At 60.4% G+C, this 19710-nt stretch carries 8 protein-coding genes and 1 tRNA gene; 7 read left to right on the forward strand and 2 right to left on the reverse strand.

All coding sequences use genetic code 11. The features are described from left to right. Positions 1 to 12: 12 nt before the first annotated feature. Positions 13 to 1623 carry a DUF6119 family protein gene (locus FFA61_RS01370; RefSeq protein WP_005962273.1) on the forward strand — a complete coding sequence of 537 codons (1611 nt, stop codon included), beginning with the start codon at positions 13 to 15 and terminating at the stop codon, positions 1621 to 1623. Positions 1624 to 2248: 625 nt separating this feature from the next. Here FFA61_RS01370 and FFA61_RS01375 read toward each other — a convergent pair. Beyond that, positions 2249 to 2473 (reverse strand): hypothetical protein, encoded by a 225-nt coding sequence (locus tag FFA61_RS01375; RefSeq protein ID WP_005962272.1) that lies wholly within the window; start codon positions 2471 to 2473, stop codon positions 2249 to 2251. 539 nt (positions 2474 to 3012) lie between these two features. After that, on the reverse strand, positions 3013 to 3336 hold the full coding sequence (locus FFA61_RS09575) for an IS1/IS1595 family N-terminal zinc-binding domain-containing protein (protein ID WP_425326408.1): 324 nt from the start codon (positions 3334 to 3336) through the stop codon (positions 3013 to 3015). 382 nt (positions 3337 to 3718) lie between these two features. Between FFA61_RS09575 and FFA61_RS01380 the strand changes: the two genes are divergently transcribed. From FFA61_RS01380 to FFA61_RS01405, 6 genes are all read left to right on the forward strand, one after another. Next, on the forward strand, positions 3719 to 4717 hold the full coding sequence (locus FFA61_RS01380) for an AAA family ATPase (RefSeq protein WP_005962268.1): 999 nt from the start codon (positions 3719 to 3721) through the stop codon (positions 4715 to 4717). Between the two features lie 5 nt (positions 4718 to 4722). Then, a complete protein-coding gene (locus FFA61_RS01385) occupies positions 4723 to 7287 on the forward strand; it encodes a S8 family peptidase (RefSeq protein ID WP_005962267.1) in 2565 nt (854 codons plus the stop codon). 466 nt (positions 7288 to 7753) lie between these two features. Next, positions 7754 to 8470 (forward strand): DNA alkylation repair protein, encoded by a 717-nt coding sequence (locus FFA61_RS01390; RefSeq protein ID WP_005962266.1) that lies wholly within the window; start codon positions 7754 to 7756, stop codon positions 8468 to 8470. Positions 8471 to 9119: 649 nt separating this feature from the next. Continuing rightward, positions 9120 to 9193: transfer RNA gene (locus FFA61_RS01395), tRNA-Ile, on the forward strand. A gap of 576 nt (positions 9194 to 9769) precedes the next feature. Beyond that, the gene (gene rpoB / locus FFA61_RS01400; protein ID WP_040313755.1) at positions 9770 to 13246 is read left to right on the forward strand and encodes a DNA-directed RNA polymerase subunit beta; all 3477 of its coding nucleotides are present in this window, start codon (positions 9770 to 9772) and stop codon (positions 13244 to 13246) included. A 14-nt stretch (positions 13247 to 13260) separates the two neighbouring features. Then, positions 13261 to 17160 carry a DNA-directed RNA polymerase subunit beta' gene (locus FFA61_RS01405; RefSeq protein WP_040313754.1) on the forward strand — a complete coding sequence of 1300 codons (3900 nt, stop codon included), beginning with the start codon at positions 13261 to 13263 and terminating at the stop codon, positions 17158 to 17160. Positions 17161 to 19710 lie beyond the last annotated feature (2550 nt).

A 19710-nucleotide genomic window follows, 5' to 3' on the forward strand; every position in this document is an offset into this window, starting at 1 on the left:
GACAGGAGCATCATGAAATCGAGACGGCTCACGTTCTACCTCCTGCGAGAGGGCATCGCCGACTTCGACGACGCCCTCGACCCGGACAAGCCAAGTCTGACCGTCGAGATCGACCCATCCACCGGTATCGACGGCCGCTTCTTCTACGTTAAGCCCCAGCCATCCGTGCCGACATGGGTTGGGTTCGTGCAACCTCTACTGACGGACCAACTCAGTGGCATCCGCTCAGTCTCCACATCGGCCCTGCTGCTCCTCCGGACGAGCGGCCGCATCTTCGCGCTCACCTTCGGATACGGGCGATCATTGGTCGACCTCTCGAAGATCGAGTACCAATTCGGTCTACGCGTAGCGCTCAACCGCATCGATCCTCGCCAGATCCGCAGCCTCGACACCAAGACGTTCGAGGATCTTGTCGTGTCAACCAACACTCAAGTGAGCAAGAGTGCTGAGCTGCCGACCTTTGGTGTCGACATCTCCCGAGACATTCTGCGCGCGGTAACCGGCGAACCCCGCGACCAAACATTCTCCAAGAGAATCGCTGGAGCGGACTCACTGGTCATGGGTGTCAAGACCCCATCGTTGGAACTTCCTGCCATCTGCGACGACCTTTTGGCTGCGTTCGCCGCGGATGACTACAAGACGGACTTCGGCTGGATCGACCAGCTCTCACTCGTGCGGGATGACGCTACTGTCGACGCACTAAACGACCTTCTTGTATCGCAACTGCGGACTGGGTCAACTGGGTCGACACACCTCGCCATGCCAGAGACGATCGACTGGGAGGACATTGACGGATTCACGATCGCCGGAACTCGCAGCCATGTCTACGAAGACTTGGACCTCGATGATTACCTGAGCCGACTTGGCGAAGACCGCACCACAATCACGCTGAAGCACCTAAAGACTAGGTCTGTCTCTGTCCGGTTCGGACGCTCAGGGAACTTCGACAAGCGATGGAACCTCTATCAGTGTATCGTGACTGAACAGCGGCTCGATGGTCGCCTTCATGTCCTCATCGAAGGGCGTTGGTTCGCTGTCAGCTCCACGCTCGTCGAGGAAGTGGACGCGTTTGCTGCTGGCCTACCAGACACGCACGTGACCTTTCCGTCGGCGCGTTCTGGTGAAATCGAAGCCGACTACAACACTCGCCTGGCGGAGTCCTCCCCACAGCACCTGCTGAAATTGGATGCGCGCATCAAACGGCCTGGCGGTGCTAGCAGCGGCATAGAGTTCTGTGACGTCCTCTCCGACCAGGGTGACCTGATCCACGTCAAGCGTAAGTCCCGCTCCGCAACATTGAGCCACCTCTTCGCGCAAGGAAGCGTCTCCGCCTCCACCTTCATCAACGACGGGGCGTTCCGAACCCAAGTCCGCCAACTGATTGAGGATGAGGTCGCGGCGGAGTCGCGCGAGACATGGCTCCGGCTCGTGCCGAGAGCCGACGAGACGGTAGATAGATCACGGTACCGCGTCACGTACGCAGTAATCGCGAACTCGACTCGCGAGGGACGCGACTGGCTCCCGTTCTTCAGCAAGCTGAACCTGATGCAGCAAGGCCGTCAACTAGTCACCATGGGATTCAGTGTCGCTGTGGCCCGTGTACCGATCGCTGACTCCAAGTAGGGCGTCACCCTGAGGCACCCACCACCCAACTCGTTGCCTCCTTTATCGAACACGGGCCTGTGGGCTACGCAGAGTCACGTCGGCGGTGAGCAAGTGGTTCCGAATCGTGCCAGCTGAGTACCCCAAGCCCCCACCAATGCGTTTGAGTGACTCGCCGGCACGGTAGAGCCGGGCCATCTCTCGAACTTCTGCGGAAGAAGGAGACGCTCCGCGGATACGGACGCCTCGCCCCCGAAGCAGTGACGCCAGCCGGTGACGGCTCATACCGACATCGTTCGCGATCGCGCGGAGCGCCTCGCCATCGTGATACCGCCATTCCAGAGTGTCGAGTGTCTCGCTACCGATGCTGCGGTGTGCACTTGCCGGTGCTGACTCACGTTGGGTAGGCCGCCCTGCGCGACTGCGGATCGTTCGGTGCAGTGACCTCATGTAACCCAGCGGCGGGGCAAGTTTCGACAAGCCTCCCGCCAGGTCCACAAGAAGAGAAGCGGCCCCGCGTCTGGTGAAAACCCGCGCGGGGCCGTTTCGTGCACACCCCTTGCTGAGCTCCTGGGATTGTGCTCGGGAGATGTCAAGCTCGGGTTATTGGCCAAAATGTGTGTATTTTTGGGCGTGTCGTGTGGGGTTAGTGGTTTTGTCCGGCCCATCCGTGACGGATGTGGTTGCCGTCTTTGGGTGAGAAGTGGGTGTCTAAGAGGGCGGGGACGAGGTCGGTCTTGGGTGTGGTGGCGGGTCGTGTTTTTCGTAGCGGTGCGTAGTGTTCGGGGGTGACGAGGCTCCAGGGGTCAGTGGGGCTTTGGGTGTGGAGGTAGAGGAAGCAGTTTGCTTTGCTGGCGTGTTCGATGGGCATGCCGCGGTGATGGTCCAAGAGGCGTTTGATCTGTGCGTTGATCCCGCCTTCCAGCGGTGAGGTAGTGCGTGGCTGGATTGCTCCTTTGTTGAGTGCGAGTCAGGGGGACAGTTGCTCGTCCTTGACGAGTGTGCGCGGGAGCGAGCGGGCTGCTCGTAGCTCTTTGTGGGTCCACCACCACTTCTTCTGACCTGGTGTTTTCTCGTATGTGCGTTTCTTCAAGGAACTGGCTTAGTCGGCATCCCACGTCTCGAATGTCCCCTAGCCATGCAGCGGCTTCATCAAGCGTTTTCACGTCCATAAGTGCCTTGGTGAGGGATGAGCAATTGCTTGCCTGCTTCAGTGCGTGGTTTGAGGGGCGTGTGGCGTCGTATCCGCCGGAAGATCTGGAAGAAGCAGCGTTGAATGGGGTTTCGGGCCAGCTGTCTTTGATCGCTGCGCGGACACCGGGCGTTCTTTTGATCACGACCAGTTGCGGTGCAGATAGGGGCTCGAGAAGGGGCGAGGTAGGCAGCTTCGCTTTCGTTCTCGCACCACTGCTATGACAGCACGTGACTCGTGTTGTAAGCGATCAGTAGGTACCACGAGGACAGGTAGGTGCCATCAAGCATGATGACTTCGTGGACCTCGCCTGTGGTGGCGGAGTGAGGCACACTTACCCGCCAGTACCACGCGATCTTGCGGAGAAAAGTGCGGGCACTGGGTGCGAACGCTTGCTGCGGGTCGCAAGAGGTGATCCACGTAAGAAACGCAGTGAACTCGGCACGCCTGGTGACATCGTTGCGGGACTTGGTTGCCAAGGCTCCACACTGTGGACATCTCCACCGTGTGCGACCTGCACTGGTCTTACCGTTCTTGACCATACGACTTGTACATACACCACACACAAGGTGATTCGTTGGACGTGACGCTGAATATGCTCCTAGAGCGTATTCGGGCCACTAAAATTACAGGTCAAGGCCTAAAATAAAGGGTTCCGTACACACACTTCGGCCTATATCCCGTTACTGCCTTCAGGTCTGTAGGGGGAGGCTTAGAGGGTTGGGCTGCCGGGTATGGCTGTGATGCTCCCGCGCATAGTGGAGGATCTCTTCGTCCGGACTGTTCGGAACGAACCTCTCTCGTTTTCGGAGAGGACCATCCGGCGGGACCTTGTCCTTATTGACAGGGACAGAGGCTGCTACCGGTAAGCTTGGGGAAGCGATAGCCAGTTTTGTAGGCGTGCTACTGAGAGGAGGTCTCCTGATGGCAACCAACGATCAGGTCAAAGCACTCGTGAAGAGCCATGCCGAAGGTGATGACCCACAGTTCTACGCCGTTGCGATGCAGGTCGCTGCTAAGGCTGCCCGTTCTGGGCAGTCGAGATTCGCTCAAGAGCTTCGTGATCTCGTCAACGACCTCCGTGAGCAATCAGTGCAGCGTTCGCGTATCGCCGCGGTCGTTCCGTTCCCTCAGCCCAAGGGTGAACTGGGGGCACTGCTGAATGTCTCGTACCCTGACGCCAGGCTGAGCGACCTCGTCCTGACAGACAAACTCCAAGAACGACTGACGCATGTGTTGCTAGAGCAGCGGCAACGTGACGCGCTTGCCCGACATGGCCTGACCCCCGCTCGGCGCCTCCTGCTCACAGGGCCGCCTGGCACCGGAAAGACCTCCACCGCGCGTGTGATCGCCGGGGAACTCGGACTTCCGCTGTTCTCGATCAGGTTGGACACGGTGTTGACGAAATTCATGGGTGAGACAGCCGCGAAACTCCGTCTTGTGTTCGACGCACTGGCACAGACGCGAGGAGTCTACCTCTTCGATGAAGTTGACGCACTCGGCGGCGACCGTGCCGCACAGAATGATGTTGGTGAGATTCGTCGAGTACTGAACTCGTTCCTTCAGTTCCTCGAAGAGGACACATCAGATAGCGTCATCATTGCAGCAACGAACCACCCCAGCTTGTTGGACAACGCACTGTTCCGCCGATTCGATACGGTGATGGACTTCGCGCTACCCGAAGATGCCGCAGTGAAGTCGGTCATCAAGAATCGACTGGCGTCTTTCCAGATCTACAACTTGAGTTGGACACGCATCATCCCGGCGGCCCGTGGTCTGAGTCATGCCGAAATAGCTACTGCCGCTGAGAATGCTGCCAAGCGAACGATCCTTAGCGGTCGCACTCGGGTAAGAACCGATGATGTCATTATTGCTCTAGAAGAACGTCCTCGTCCCCACCAGTGGGCGGATAGAATAGACTAAGCGAAATGTTCGAACGAGATCGCCCGCACATCTTTGTGACGACACCGCCCGCGTCTGAGTCGTTTACGCCAATTTCGACGCCGGTAACAAGTCGGGGCGGTGGCTTTAGGGGCAGTCGCAAGAAACATGGGGAACGCCTAAAAGCTGAGTTCGAGGCTGCCTGGGAATCCCCAGCAGATGAGCCGGAAACTACAGGGACATATATCACCTTCGCTTCGTTTCCCGGCCTCAACTTGATGTTCGACAGTTTAGAGTTGCGTCGCCCCGGCGCTCAGCCAGAGCTTGTTGCGGTTCAGACTGAGATGACGCCCGCTGGTGAGGTGGTAGTAAACGCGACGGTCTTTATCCCGGATGGGCAGAAGGAGTTCTTCCTCAAGAAACTTGAGAAGTACGTCAAGACTGCTGAAGTAGCGGAAAGGAAGCCGGAGCACGCGGCACTCATCGAAGGAATCGCATCTATTCGCCGCGCAACGATCCGAGAGTTATGGACGGACCCTGCCGACGAGTACCCAACCGACCCCAATCAGTCTCGATGGTGGGAACTATGGCTCAGAGCTGTTGACGGTAGAGAGTACGAGCGGCTGACAGGGTACGCCCGGCAGCACAGCCTCCCGGTGAGTGCTCACTACCTCGGATTCGGTGACCGAACGGTCGTACTCATACGAGCCACCATCGAGCAACTCGCCATGACCTTCCGGAGTCTCGATGACATCGCCGAATTGCGTCGCCCTCACGAAGTAGCATCTTTCCTTCCAAGTCTATCCGCATTCGAACAGAGTGAGTGGGTCAGTGAACTGCAGTCCCGAGTTGAGCACGCCGGAGCTCACGCGCCTGTGGTGTGCATTCTTGATCGGGGCGTTCAGGCCGGTCATCCGCTATTGGAGGATTCGCTTTCGGACGATGACCGGCACGCGGTTGAACCGAGCTGGAACAAAAATGTGGTGATCCATGAGCATGGCACCGAGATGGCAGGCCTCGCGCTCTACCGAGATTTGCAGGCTGCCATTAGCACGCAGCACAGCGTTCGTCTGAAGCACCGGCTCGAATCCGTCAAGTTGCTTCCTGACACAGGTAGTAATGATCCTGATGTGTACGGGGCGGTGACCGCACGCGCGGTGGATCAGCCAGAGATTTCCGCGCCGGATCGCGCTCGGGTGTTCATGTTGGCCATCACCGCGCCAGCAGCGGTACCGAATCCGGGGTACGCCGTCACTAACCATCCAATGAAGGAGCGAGGGCGCCCGACCGCATGGTCGGCCACGATCGATGCTCTGGCTTACGGTCGTGCTATCGACGATATCGCTCCCAGGTTCACCTATCTGAACCGAGATCAAGAACCGACCCCTCGACTGTTCGTGGTGTCAGCTGGAAACATCCGTGATGTGCGGCCCGAAGACAATCACCTCGACCGCAGCGACGCCGAGGGCGTCGAAGACCCCGCGCAAGCGTGGAATGCGCTCGTCGTTGGAGCTTACGCCGAACACGACGCAATGGACCATGCCCCAGATGTCTTCGCAGGGTACGTGCCAATCGCCGTCCGTGGTGAGCTCTCGCCGACCAGCCGGACTTCGGTGTCCTTTGACCAGAAACGATGGCCATTCAAACCCGATGTCGTCGCACCTGGAGGAAACCTCGCTCGTACCCCAGACTGCACCGATGTGGATACTCCGGAGAACCTCGCGATCCTCACCACTCGCCTGCAATATCCAGGTAAAGGCTCCTTCACGACCACCCGAGACACCTCCGCGGCAACGGCCCACGTTGCGGCTGTCGCGGCCGACATTCGTGCGGCTTACCCTCACTTGAGACCGGAAACAATCCGTGCCTTGATCGTTCACTCCGCAGAGTGGACCGACGTGATGAAGGCACACATCGACGCCGCCACCACGAAGGGGGCTGCGGTCAATCTGCTGCGCCGCTATGGCATGGGAGTGCCCAGTCTGGAACGTGCCACGCGTAGCGCCAGCAACGCATTGACGCTGGTGGATCAAGCTGTGATCCACCCTTACGAGCGTAAAGGTAACTCCAGCAGCGGCAAATCCCGCGAAATGAACTTGCACCGCCTGCCGTGGCCTACGGAGACGTTGTCTGAACTCGGAGAGACCGAGGTTCAACTGCGCGTCACGCTTTCTTACTTCGTGGAGCCGAACCCATCAAGTCGCGGGTGGACCGGGCGATACGTCTATCCCTCTCACGGTCTGCGTTTTGCTATGAAGCGGCCCGAAGACAACCTTGACGCGTTCCGCCAACGTGTCAACAAGCAGGCCCGTGAGGAAGGGGAGAAACCGATGAGTCTTAATACCGAGAATGGCTGGTTGTTCGGAAGTGACCAGCAGAAGTCGTCTGGCTCACTCCACACCGATATCTGGAAGGGGGCAGCCGCTGATCTAGCCGCCAAGGGGGTTGTTGCTGTATACCCAGTCGCGGGGTGGTGGAAGAACCGACCAAAGATGGATCAGAGCGACAAGGGCGTGAATTATTCACTCGTTGTCAGCATTGAGGCTCCTGAGATCGAAGTTGACTTATGGACACCGGTGTACCAGCAGGTAGCCACAGTAATCGAGGTCTAGTCAATGTGCGTTGGCACAGTGGGGCCCTGTTAACCTAGAGATCACGTCGGGCTTCACAGTCCAAGGGTGGACTACGACCTTGATGTAGCGAGTGTGCGCTCGTCCCCAGGATTGAGTGATTTTGTTTCCGAATTCCGGCTGAACCGGACTACGTCATCCACATAGGAAATGACTTCTGCAAACTGGCAGCACGAGATAGAACACCCTCCAGCAAACCTGAGGTTTGACACTCTGAAGAGGTCCACAAGAAGGAAAGCGGCCCCGCGTCTGGTGAAACCTGCGCGGGGCCGCTTCGCGTACACATCCCCCGCTGAGCTCCTGGGATTGTGCTCGGGAGATGTCAAGCTCGGGTAGTGCTCGCGCCTGCGTTCGTTGAGCGCTTGCGCTTGCGCTCGCTGAACGCTTGCGACGATCCCGCTTAGCGCTTCCACTATGTACACGGCTGAGCGGCGTGCATACTGGGGCTATGACCGCCGAACTGATTCGACGCCGCCTCCTCGCCCTCGCCGATGAGGGCAACGCAAGATTCGCCGCATCCCTGATCCCCGGACTGGAACCGACTCGGATCCTCGGATGTCGCAACCCCGCGCTGCGCGCCCTCGCGAAAGAACTTCGCAAGACCGAGCCCGAAGCCGTCGAAGCTTTTCTTGCCGAGCTTCCACACGAGCTCCATGACGAGGACATGCTTCACGCCTTCCTCCTCGGACTGGAGACAAAACCGGATCTCGCCTTTGCGAAAACACGGCGCTTCCTCCCGCACGTTAAGAACTGGGCGGTGTGTGACGCTCTATCTCCGAAAGGATTCACCAAAGACCTCGGAAGGCTCGAAGCCGAAGCCAAACGCTGGCTCGCATCCGAACACACTTATACGCGCCGCTTCGGAATCTGCATGCACATGACGCATTTCCTCGGGGAGGCGTTTCGTCCCGAGTTCCTCGCGCTCATCGGCTCACTCGACTCTGAGGAGTACTACGTCCACATGGCGCAGGGCTGGTATTTTGCGACCGCTCTGGCCAAACAACCTGAGGCGACTCTGCCCTGGCTGGTGGAGGATCGCCTGCCCACTCTCGTTCGCCGTAAGGCCATCCAAAAGTCGATTGAGTCCTTCCGTGTGCCTGATGAGACGAAGACAGTGCTGCGTCGGGTGCGCGAGAGCCTTCCGCGCCGCGGGGCAGGGAGCTGAACCTGGCGGTGAGTGTGAAGCCGCTCGTCGAGTTCTCCGCCGTGGGAGAGGGGGCCGGAGCTTTGCGGGGAGCGTGAGGCCAGTCCTGAGCTCGGCGCAATAGGGGAGGGGCCTGAACTCGCGGTGAGCGTGAGGTCACTCCGGGGAGGAGCGGGAAGCAAGTGAAGCTGAGCGGCAAAGGGCTTTGAGCCGCTGAGGCATCGGCTTTGTGTATTGAGTGACCCCGAGTGTGTTTTCGGCGTAGTTGGGTGAGGGCGAGGGGTGTCGAGATCGTGTTTGGGGTTGTGGGGGTTGGGGTTTTGGAGTGTGTGGGGACCCTGATTGTGATTTCGGTGTAGTTGGGTGAGGGTGTGGGGTGTCGAGTTCGTGTGTGGGGTTGTGGGGGTTGGGGTTTTGGAGTGTGTGGGGACCCTGATTGTGTTTTCGGCGTAGTTGGGTGAGGGCGTAGAGCACCGAGATCGTGTGTGGGGTTGTGGGGGTTGGGGTTTTGGAGTGTGTGGGGACCCTGATTGTGATTTCGGTGTAGTTGGGTGAGGGTGTGGGGTGTCGAGTTCGTGTGTGGGGTTGTGGGGCGCGGGCTGGCATTATCGAAGACCCCCGTGAGCCCCCTCTGTTCGCAACTTGAAGCCTCGCCCGATAGTCTTAACCTGCCCCAATAGCTCAGTCGGTCAGAGCAGCGGACTCATAATCCGTCGGTCGTCGGTTCAAGCCCGACTTGGGGCACGAATCCGCGCGACTTGGGGCACTGATCCGCTCAGTACAACTAGGCTTCCCTACCGCTCACTATGTTTCTCGAGGGTGCGGCTTCCCTGAGGCAAGGCTCTGCCATCCTGTGACAATCACGAGGCGACGCCGCAAGATGCCGCTTCCCAGAGGCAATGCCAGCTCCCACGGGCAATCGCCTCGCAATCTCCCATGGCCTACTGCCTCGCCATCTCCGGAGGCTATCGCTTCAGTTCCAGGCTTGGAGTTCGTCTTGCCGCAGCGGGCGCTCGCCATCTCCAGGGGCTATCGCTTCAGATTCACGGGCTATCGCTTCACTCTCGACGGCGTCACCCCCAAAACCGCCAAGAGGCGAATGAAATCCGGGCAGCATACCGTCGCCTCCGCGTGAATCCGCACACAAAGGCCCAGGCGTGTTGAACCACCGAGCCAATGAGCCTAGCATGGCTATTTGCGCCTTATTGTGCCCGAGGTGAACCGTACCCACCCGCTGGAAAGGCGCTGAGCGGGTCCGGACGGTGTCAGATAATGGGCGAAGGCGTGCGCGCGCACAGGAAAAGCAGGGAAGGATCCCCTTTGGCTGCCAGTAGCACTGCCAACCAGCCCAGGAACCGCATCTCATTCGCGAAGCTCCGCGAACCCCTCCAGGCCCCGAACCTCCTCGGCCTGCAGGTTGAGAGCTTCGATTGGCTGCTGGGTAATGACGCGTGGAAAGCGCGCGTCGAAGCCGCGAAAGCGGAAGGCCGCACCGACGTCCCCGACGTTTCCGGTCTTGAAGAGATCTTCGAAGAGATCTCGCCGATTGAGGACCTGGCTCAGACCATGTCCCTTTCGTTCCGCGATCACCGCCTCGAACGACCGAACTACTCGGTCGAAGAAGCGAAGACCAAGGATTACACCTACTCGGCCCCGATGTACGTGACCGCCGAGTTCATGAACTACGAGACCGGTGAGATTAAGGGCCAGACCGTGTTCATGGGCGACTTCCCGCTCATGACCCCGCGCGGCACTTTCATCATCAATGGCACGGAGCGTGTTGTCGTCTCGCAGCTCGTGCGTTCCCCCGGTGTCTATTTCGAGCGCGTTTCAGACCGCTCCTCCGACCGGGACATCTTCGGCGCGAAGATCATCCCCTCGCGCGGCGCCTGGCTTGAATTCGAGATCGACAAGCGTGATGCCGTGGGCGTGCGCATCGACCGCAAGCGCAAGCAGCCCGTCACCCACTTCCTCAAGGCGATCGGCCTGACGGAGGCGGAGATCCGCGAGAAGTTCGCCGACTACCCGGTTCTGCTCGAAACCCTCGAGAAGGACACGGTCCACACGCAGGAGGAAGCTCTCCTCGACGTGTACCGCAAGCTCCGCCCCGGCGAGCCCGCGAACGTCGATTCCGCGCAGACCCTGCTCAACAACTTCTACTTCGACGACAAGCGCTACGACCTCGCGAAGGTCGGTCGTTACAAGATCAATAAGAAGCTCGCGGTTGACGCGGATCCGAAGGCCTCGACCCTGTCAATCGAGGATGTTGTCGCCACCGTGAAGTATCTGCTCGCCCTCCACAAGGGTGAGAAGACCTTCGCCGGTTTCCGCAATGGAGAGCCCATTGAGGTTCGCGTCGAGTCTGACGACATCGACCACTTCGGTAACCGTCGCATCCGCGCGGTGGGCGAACTCATCCAGGCGCAGGTTCGTAACGGCCTGGCCCGTATGGAGCGCACCGTCCGTGAGCGCATGACGACCCAGGAGCGCGATTCGATCACGCCTCAGACGCTGATCAACATCCGTCCCGTCGTCGCCGCGATCAAGGAGTTCTTCGGAACCTCCCAGCTGTCGCAGTTCATGGATCAGAACAACCCTCTCGCGGGCCTGACCCACAAGCGCCGCCTTTCGGCTCTCGGCCCCGGTGGCCTCTCGCGCGACCGCGCCGGCATGGAAGTCCGTGACGTTCACCCCTCGCACTACGGCCGTATGTGCCCGATCGAATCCCCTGAAGGCCCGAACATTGGTCTGATCGGTTCGCTCGCGACTTTCGCGCGCATCAATCCTTTCGGTTTCATTGAGACCCCTTACCGTGTCGTGCGCAATGGTAAGGTCACCGACGAGGTCGAGTACCTGACCGCCGATGACGAGAACGGCCACTTCATCGCTCAGGCCTCTTCGGCTCTCAACGAGGACGGAACCTTCACCGAAGAGCACGTCCTGTGCCGTGTCGCCGGTGAGGACCCGACCCTCATCGCCCGCGATCGCGTGGACTACATGGACGTCTCCGCACGTCAGATGGTGTCTGTCGCAGCCGCGTTCATCCCCTTCCTCGAGCACGATGACGCGAACCGCGCGCTCATGGGTGCGAACATGCAGCGCCAGGCCGTGCCGCTCCTGACGACGGAAGCTCCGCTGGTCGGTACCGGCATGGAGCGTCGCGCCGCGAAGGACTCGGGCGAAATGGTCATCGCCACGAACCCCGGTGTCGTTACCGAGGTGTCCGCCGACCTGATCATCGTCTCAAAGGACGAGGGCGGCACCGACACCTACCGTCTGGAGAAGTTCGAACGCTCGAACCCGGGCAACTGCACGAACCAGCGCGTCATCGTTGATGAGGGAGACCGCGTCGAGGCCGGGATGGTCCTCGCCGACGGCCCCGCAACCGATAACGGCGAGGTCGCCCTCGGTAAGAACCTCCTCGTGGCGTACATGTCCTGGGAGGGCCTCAACTACGAGGATGCGATCATCTTGTCGCGTCGCGTCGTCGAAGAGGATGTCCTCACTTCGATCCACATCGAAGAGCACGAGGTCGACGCCCGAGAGACGAAGCTCGGCGAAGAAGAGATCACCCGCGACATCCCGAACGTGTCCGAGGAGACCCTCGCCGACCTCGACGAGCGCGGCATCATCCGTATCGGCGCCGAAGTCACCGCGGGCGACATCCTCGTCGGCAAGGTCACCCCTAAGGGCGAGACCGAACTGACCTCCGAGGAACGCCTCCTGCGTGCCATCTTCGGTGAGAAGGCCCGCGAGGTCCGCGACACCTCCCTGCGCGTCCCGCACGGCCAGGAAGGCATCGTCATCGGTGTGCGCGAGTTCAACGATGAAGAGGACGACCTCAACCCCGGTGTCCGCCAGACCGTCCGCGTCTACGTCGCGCAGCGTCGCAAGATCACGATCGGCGACAAGATGGCGGGCCGCCACGGCAACAAGGGTGTCGTGTCGAAGATCCTGCCGGTCGAGGACATGCCCTTCCTTGAGGACGGCACCCCGGTTGACATTATCCTCAACCCCCTGGGTGTTCCGGGCCGTATGAACGTCGGCCAGGTGCTCGAGTACCATCTCGGCTGGCTCGCCCACCAGGGCTGGGATGCTTCGAAGGCTGTTGAGGCCGGCGAGTCCTGGACCCGTGACCTGCCCGCTGAGGGCATCACCACGCAGCCGCAGACCCTGGTTGCGACCCCCGTGTTCGACGGCCTGGAAGCCGATGAGCTCGCTGGCCTGCTGCGCAACGTCAACCCGAACCGTGACGGCGAGCGTCTGACGAATGAGCAGGGCAAGGCTCGTCTCTTCGATGGTCGCTCCGGTGAGCCCTTCCCGTATCCGATCGCGGTCGGCTACACCTACATGCTCAAGCTCCACCACCTCGTCGACGATAAGATCCACGCTCGTTCGACGGGCCCTTACTCGATGATTACGCAGCAGCCGCTGGGCGGTAAAGCCCAGTTCGGCGGCCAGCGATTCGGCGAGATGGAGGTGTGGGCGCTCGAAGCCTATGGTGCCGCCTACGCCCTCCAGGAGCTCCTCACCATCAAGTCGGACGATACGACCGGCCGTGTGAAGGTGTACGAAGCGATCGTCAAGGGCGAGGACATTCCCGAGCCCGGCATCCCCGAGTCCTTCCGAGTGCTCATCCAGGAGATGCGCTCGCTGTGCCTGAACGTCGAGGCCCTCGACGCGGCCGGCAACGCCATCGACCTGCGTGACCAGGAAGAGGACTTCAACGCGCGCGAAGATCTGGGCATCACTCTTGAGGCTCGTCCGAACGCCGCTTCGACCATCGACGCGATCTGATAGGAAGTATGACTTTGCTGGATGCCAAGACCTTCGACAGTCTGAAGATCACCCTGGCCACGAGCGAGGACATCGCGACGTGGTCCTACGGTGAGGTGAAGAAGCCGGAGACCATCAACTACCGCACGCTCAAGCCCGAGCGCGACGGCCTGTTCGGTGAGCAGATCTTCGGTCCCACGCGCGATTGGGAGTGCGCGTGCGGAAAATACAAGCGTGTCCGTTACAAGGGCATCGTGTGTGAAAAGTGCGGAGTTGAGGTCACCCGCTCCAAGGTGCGCCGCGAACGCATGGGGCACATCGACCTGGCCGCGCCCGTTACGCACATCTGGTATTTCAAGGGCGTGCCCTCGCGCCTCGGCTACGTCCTCGACCTCGCTCCGAAGGACCTGGAAAAGGTCATCTACTTCGCCGCGTACATGGTCACGGAGATTGACGAGAAGGGCCGCGATGAGGATCTTGCTGATCTTCGTCAAGAGCTCGAAGTCCAAAAGAAGCAGATGGAGAACCAACGCGACTCCGCGATCAACGATTATGCGGAGAAAGCGGAGGCCGACCTGGCTGCCCTCGAAGCCGATGGTGCTTCCGCGGCTGAGCGTGAGAAGCTGCGCAAGAATGTCGACAAGGAGATGGCTCGCATCCGCAAGCGCTTCGACGGCGACATTGAGGGCCTCGAGGTCGTGTGGGAGAACTTCAAGAACCTGAAAGTCGGTGCCCTCATCGGCGACGAGCGTCTCTACCGTGCGATGCTCGCCCGCTACGGCACCTACTTCAAGGGCGACATGGGCGCTGCTGCGATCCAGAAGCGCCTGGAGACCTTCGACCTGCAGGCTGAGCTTGACAAGCTGCGCCAGACGATCGCTTCGGATTCGGGCCCGAGGAAGGCCCGCGCCATTAAGCGCTTGAAGGTCATCAACGCCTTCATTGTCACGGGTAATTCTCCGGCCTCGATGGTGCTGACGAAGATCCCCGTGATCCCGCCGGATCTGCGTCCCATGGTTCAGCTGGACGGTGGGCGCTTCGCGACCTCGGATCTCAACGACTTGTACCGTCGCGTGATCAACAGGAACACCCGCCTCAAGCGCCTGCTTGAGCTGGGTGCGCCCGAGATCATTGTGAACAACGAGAAGCGTATGCTCCAGGAGTCGGTGGACGCCCTCTTCGACAATGGTCGACGAGGCCGCCCGGTCGCGGGCCCCGGTAACCGTCCCCTCAAGTCCATTTCGGACATGCTCAAGGGCAAGCAGGGACGTTTCCGTCAAAACCTCCTCGGTAAGCGCGTCGACTATTCGGGCCGCTCCGTTATCGTCGTCGGCCCTCAGCTCAAGCTCCACCAGTGCGGCCTGCCCAAGCAGATGGCGCTCGAGCTGTTCAAGCCCTTCGTTATGAAGCGCCTCGTCGAGAAGAACTATGCGCAGAACGTGAAGGCCGCGAAGCGCAAGGTCGAGCGTCAGCGCCCCGAGGTGTGGGACGTCCTCGATGATGTCATCCGTGAGCACCCGGTTCTTCTTAACCGTGCGCCCACGCTTCACCGTCTCGGCATCCAGGCCTTCGAGCCGCAGCTCATTGAGGGCAAGGCGATTCAGCTCCACCCGCTCGCCTGCGGCGCGTTCAACGCCGACTTCGATGGCGACCAGATGGCTGTTCACCTGCCGCTGGGCGCTGAGGCGCAGGCTGAGGCTCGCATCCTCATGCTTTCGACGAACAACATTCTCAAGCCCTCCGATGGTCGCCCCGTGGCGATGCCGTCGCAGGACATGATCATTGGCCTCTTCCACCTCACATCGGATCCTGATCCGGCGGTCGAGGTCGAAAAGGATGCCGAGGGCAAGGAAATCCTGCCCGCGTTCTCTTCCGCCGCCGAAGCCCAGATGGCTTTCGACAATGGCAACCTGGATCTGAACGCGAAGGCTCTGATCCGTTTCGAGGGAATCGTGCCTCCGCTCGACTGGCAGGCCCCCGAGGGGTGGGAGCCGGGCGACGATGTTCTCCTGGAGACGACCCTGGGCCGCGCGATCTTCAACGAGCAGCTCCCCGTCGACTACCCCTACGTCAACGGCGTGGTCGGCAAGAAGCACCTCGGCCAGATCGTCAACAACTTGACCCAGCGTTACCCGAACGTCCTCGTCGCCGAGTGCCTTGATGCCCTCAAGTCCTCCGGTTTCCACTGGTCGACCTGGTCGGGCATCACGATCGCCTTCTCCGACATTCAGGCTTCGCCGCGCAAGGAGTCGATCCTCGCTGATTACGAGGCTCGTGCGGCTGCGATCCAGGATCAGTACGAGACGGGCATCATCACCGAGGACAACCGCTACGAAGAACTCGTGAAGCTGTGGCTCGAGTGCACGGAGAAGGTCGCTGAGGATATGCGCACCAACTTCGACGAGCGCAACACCGTGTACCGCATGGTGAACTCGGGTGCTCGTGGCAACTGGTCGCAGGTCCAGCAGATCGCCGGTATGCGCGGCCTCGTGTCCGACCCGAAGCAGAAGCTCATTGAGCGTCCGATCAAGGCGAACTACCGCGAGGGCCTGACCGTTCTCGAGTACTTCATCGCGACTCACGGCGCCCGTAAGGGCCTGGCGGATACGGCTTTGCGTACCGCCGAGTCCGGCTACCTGACGCGTCGACTCGTTGACGTCTCGCAGGATGTCATTGTTCGCGAGGCCGATTGCGCTACTCGCCAGGGCGTGAAGATCACGATCGCGCGCAAGAACGAGGCCGGTGAGTGGGAGGCGCTCGAGACCGTTGACACGACCGCTTACGCGCGGAACCTCGCTCGCGACGCCGTGAACGAGGCGGGCGAGGTCATCATGACCGCGGGTTCGGACCTGGGTGATGATGAGCTGGCGATGCTGGTGAAGGCCGGCGTTGAGCAGGTCGTGTGCCGTTCGGTCCTGACTTGTGAGTCTGCGGTCGGCACCTGCGCCGCCTGCTACGGACGCTCCCTTGCGACCGGTAAGCAGGTCGATATTGGCGAGGCCGTCGGCATCATTGCCGCCCAGTCGATCGGCGAGCCCGGCACTCAGCTCACGATGCGTACCTTCCACACGGGTGGTGCAGCTTCGGCTTCCGATATCACGCAGGGTCTTCCCCGCGTCCAGGAGCTCTTCGAGGCGCGCACCCCGAAGGCCGAGGCGAAGATGGCCGAGGCTGCGGGGCGTGTGCACATTGACGACGAGGACGCCTCCGTGCGCAGGATCGTCGTGACTCGTGATGACGCCAAGGAAGACGATGTGATTGAAGTGTCGCGCCGTCAAAAGCTCTTGGTTGTCGAGGACGAGCACGTCGAAGCGGGGCAGCAGCTCACCGAGGGTCAGCTCGACCCGAAGGAAGTTGTGCGCATCATGGGCCGCACCGTGGCCCAGAAACAGCTCGTTGACGAGGTCCAGAAGGTCTACCGAGACCAGGGTGTGGGTATTCACTCCAAGCACATCGAGGTGATCGTGCGGCAGATGCTTCGCCGCGTGACGATCCTCGAACCGGGGGATACGACCTTCATGCCTGGTGAGCTTGTCGACCGCATGGCGTATCTTGCTCAGAACCGTAAGGTTGCCGCCGAAGGTGGTCAGCCGGCCTCGGGTCGTCAGATGCTCATGGGCATCACGAAGGCGTCGCTTGCGACGGATTCGTGGCTTTCGGCTGCGTCCTTCCAGGAGACGACGAAGGTCTTGACTGAGGCTGCGATGAATGGCAAGTCTGATGCTTTGGTGGGTCTGAAGGAGAACGTCATCCTCGGTAAGCTCATCCCGGCTGGTACCGGCTTGTCGCGCTACAACCGTGTGAGTGTTGAGCCGACTGCGGAGGCTCTGGCCAATTCCAATTACTCGGAGATGGATTTCCAGGATGGCACCGTTTCGGATGATTTCCTCAACGCTCTTGGTTCGATCGACTTCGGTATGACTTTCCAGGAGTGATTGACTCTGAGGGGGCTCGTGGTTCGGGGGAGTTTGGCGCTTTATTTGGGCGATTCGCTTCTTAAAGCGATTCCCTTCCGTGGGGCTTTTCGCTCCCGTGGGGCGTTTTGCTCCTGTGGGGCGTTCTACTCCTGTGGGGTCTGTTGCTCCCCAGAGCTGTTGAAACGGCTACGAGCCTGTTGAACGTGGGTGGGCCCGGTGATTCTTCAATCACCGGGCCCACCCCTTGCGTTCTCTTTGACAGGGGGCATTCTTTTTTGGGAGGGAGCTCTTCTCTCGAGTGGGGCACTTTCTCAACTGGGGGGACTTCTCTGAGCGGGCTGCTATTCCGAGGGGGTGCTCTTCTTCAATGGGGGACTCTTCTAAGCACAATGCTCTTCTTGAGGAGGGGGCTTTTCCGAGCGGGGTGTTCTTCTTGAGGAGGGGCCTTTTCGAGCGGGGTGTTCTTCTTGAGCGGGGGACCTTTTCGAGCGGGGTGTTCTTCTTGAGCGGGGGACCTTTCCGAGTAGGCACTTCTCTTGAGAAGGGCGCTCGCTGAAGCAGGCAGTTGTGTTGGATGCGTATCTTTGCCGAGGCGCCCTGCAGTGTGGATAAGTTCTTTAATGGGGCACTCACTGGAGCAGACAGTCTTGTTGGGCAGTCGTTTAGGGGACGCTCATCGTACGAGCCGTGGTTTTGAGCATGCCTGAAACAGCATGGCTGAAACAATGAATCTGCTCTTCTTGATCCTTAGCGTCGAATGCCCGCTCGTGTGAGATCGTGGTGGTGTGCTCGTGCGAGGCCGCGCTCATCCAAAGCCCTATTCGATTGAGACTGTGTTCGTCCGAGATTGTGTTCATCCAAGACCGTGTTGGTCGGAGGCTGTGGTCGCGCGAAAGGGTGGTCGTGTGCTCGTTGAAGTTGTGGTCCGCGATTCCATTGCCCCGTATTCCCCAGCCACGCAGTATTTTCTGTAGCCGAACGCAGTGGCGCATCGCGTCGTCGTGCGAACACGAGAATGAAGGGGAAAGCCCCCGGAAGCTCTCCAAGCAAGCAACAGTGGCTACTCCTCACTTCGGATTCACCTCCCCTCATGCTGATACGCGGAGCGGTGATGCGAATCATGCCCTCTGTTGTAGCTCCGACGGTGCCTTTAACTCGCCCACCCGATGGTGGTTCTAGCCCCTCGTTATGTGTTCGGCACCCTCGGCACGAGGTCGGGGCGAGCGAGATTGTGTGTGGGGTTGTGTGAGGCCCGTGTGCGGGGGATAGGTGGTGCGTGTGGCGACCCTGCTTATGTTTTCGGCACCCTTGGGAGAAGCCGGAGTATTCGAAACTATGTGCAGGGTTGTATCGGGGGTGCGCGTGGTGCTTGTGGCGACCCTGCTTATGTTTTCGCCGCCTTCTTCACGAGGTTGGGGTGCTCGAGAGTATGTGCAGGGTTGTATGAGGCCTGTGTGCGGGGCTGGTGTTTACCCTCGTTATGTTTTCGGTGGCCTTGGGAGGAGGTTGGGGTGCTCGAGAGTATGTGCAGGGTTGTATGAGGCCTGTGTGCGGGGCCGATGTTTACCCTCGTTATGTGTTCGGCACCCCAGGCACGATGCCGGGGCATTCGAGATTGCGCGTGGGGTTGTGTGACGTCCGTCTGCGGGGGATGGGTGTCGCGTGTGGTCCCCCTCGTTATGTTTTCGGCACCCTTGGGAGAGGCCGGAGTGTTCGAAACTATGTGCAGGGTTGTATCGGGGGTGCGCGTGGCGCGTGTGGCGACCCTGCTTATGTTTTCGCCGCCTTCTTCACGATGCCGGGGCATTCGAGATTGCGCGTGGGGTTGTGTGACGCCCGTCTGCGGGGGATGGGTGTCGCGTGTAGTGACCCTCCTTATGTTTTCGGCACCCTTGGGACGAGGTCGGAGTGTTCGAGATTATGTGCAGGGTTATGTGAGGCCTGCGTGCGAGCTGTGGATGTCGCGTGTGGTGTCCCCTCGTTATGTTTTCGGCACCCTTGGGACGAAGACGGGGCGAGTGAGATTGCGCGTGGGGTTAAGTGAGGCCTGTGTGCGGGGTGCGCGTGGCGCGTGTGGCGACCCTTGTGATGTTTTCGGTGCCTTCGGGGCGAGGTCGGAACGAACGAGATTGTGTGCGGGGTTGTGCGCGGGCCGTGTGTGGGGGATAGGTGGTGCGTGTGGTGCCCCTCGTTATGTTTTCGGCGCCTTTGGGGCGAGGTCGGGGCGAGCGAGATTATGTGTGGGGTTGTGTGAGGCCTGTGTGCGGGGTGTGGGTGGCGCGTGTGGCGACCCTGCTTATGTTTTCGCCGCCTTCTTCACGAGGTTGGGGTGCTCGAGAGTATGTGCAGGGTTGTATGAGGCCTGTGTGCGGGGCCGATGTTTACCCTCGTTATGTGTTCGGCACCCCGGGCACGATGCCGGGGCATTCGAGATTGCGCGTGGGGTTGTGTGACGCCCGTCTGCGGGGTGTGGGTGGCGCGTGTAGTGACCCTCCTTATGTTTTCGGCACCCCAGGCACGATGCCGGGGCATTCGAGATTGCGCGTGGGGTTGTGTGAGGCCTGCGTG

Source organism: Schaalia cardiffensis F0333, assembly GCF_005886435.1.
Classification (GTDB): Bacteria; Actinomycetota; Actinomycetes; order Actinomycetales; family Actinomycetaceae; genus Pauljensenia; species Pauljensenia cardiffensis.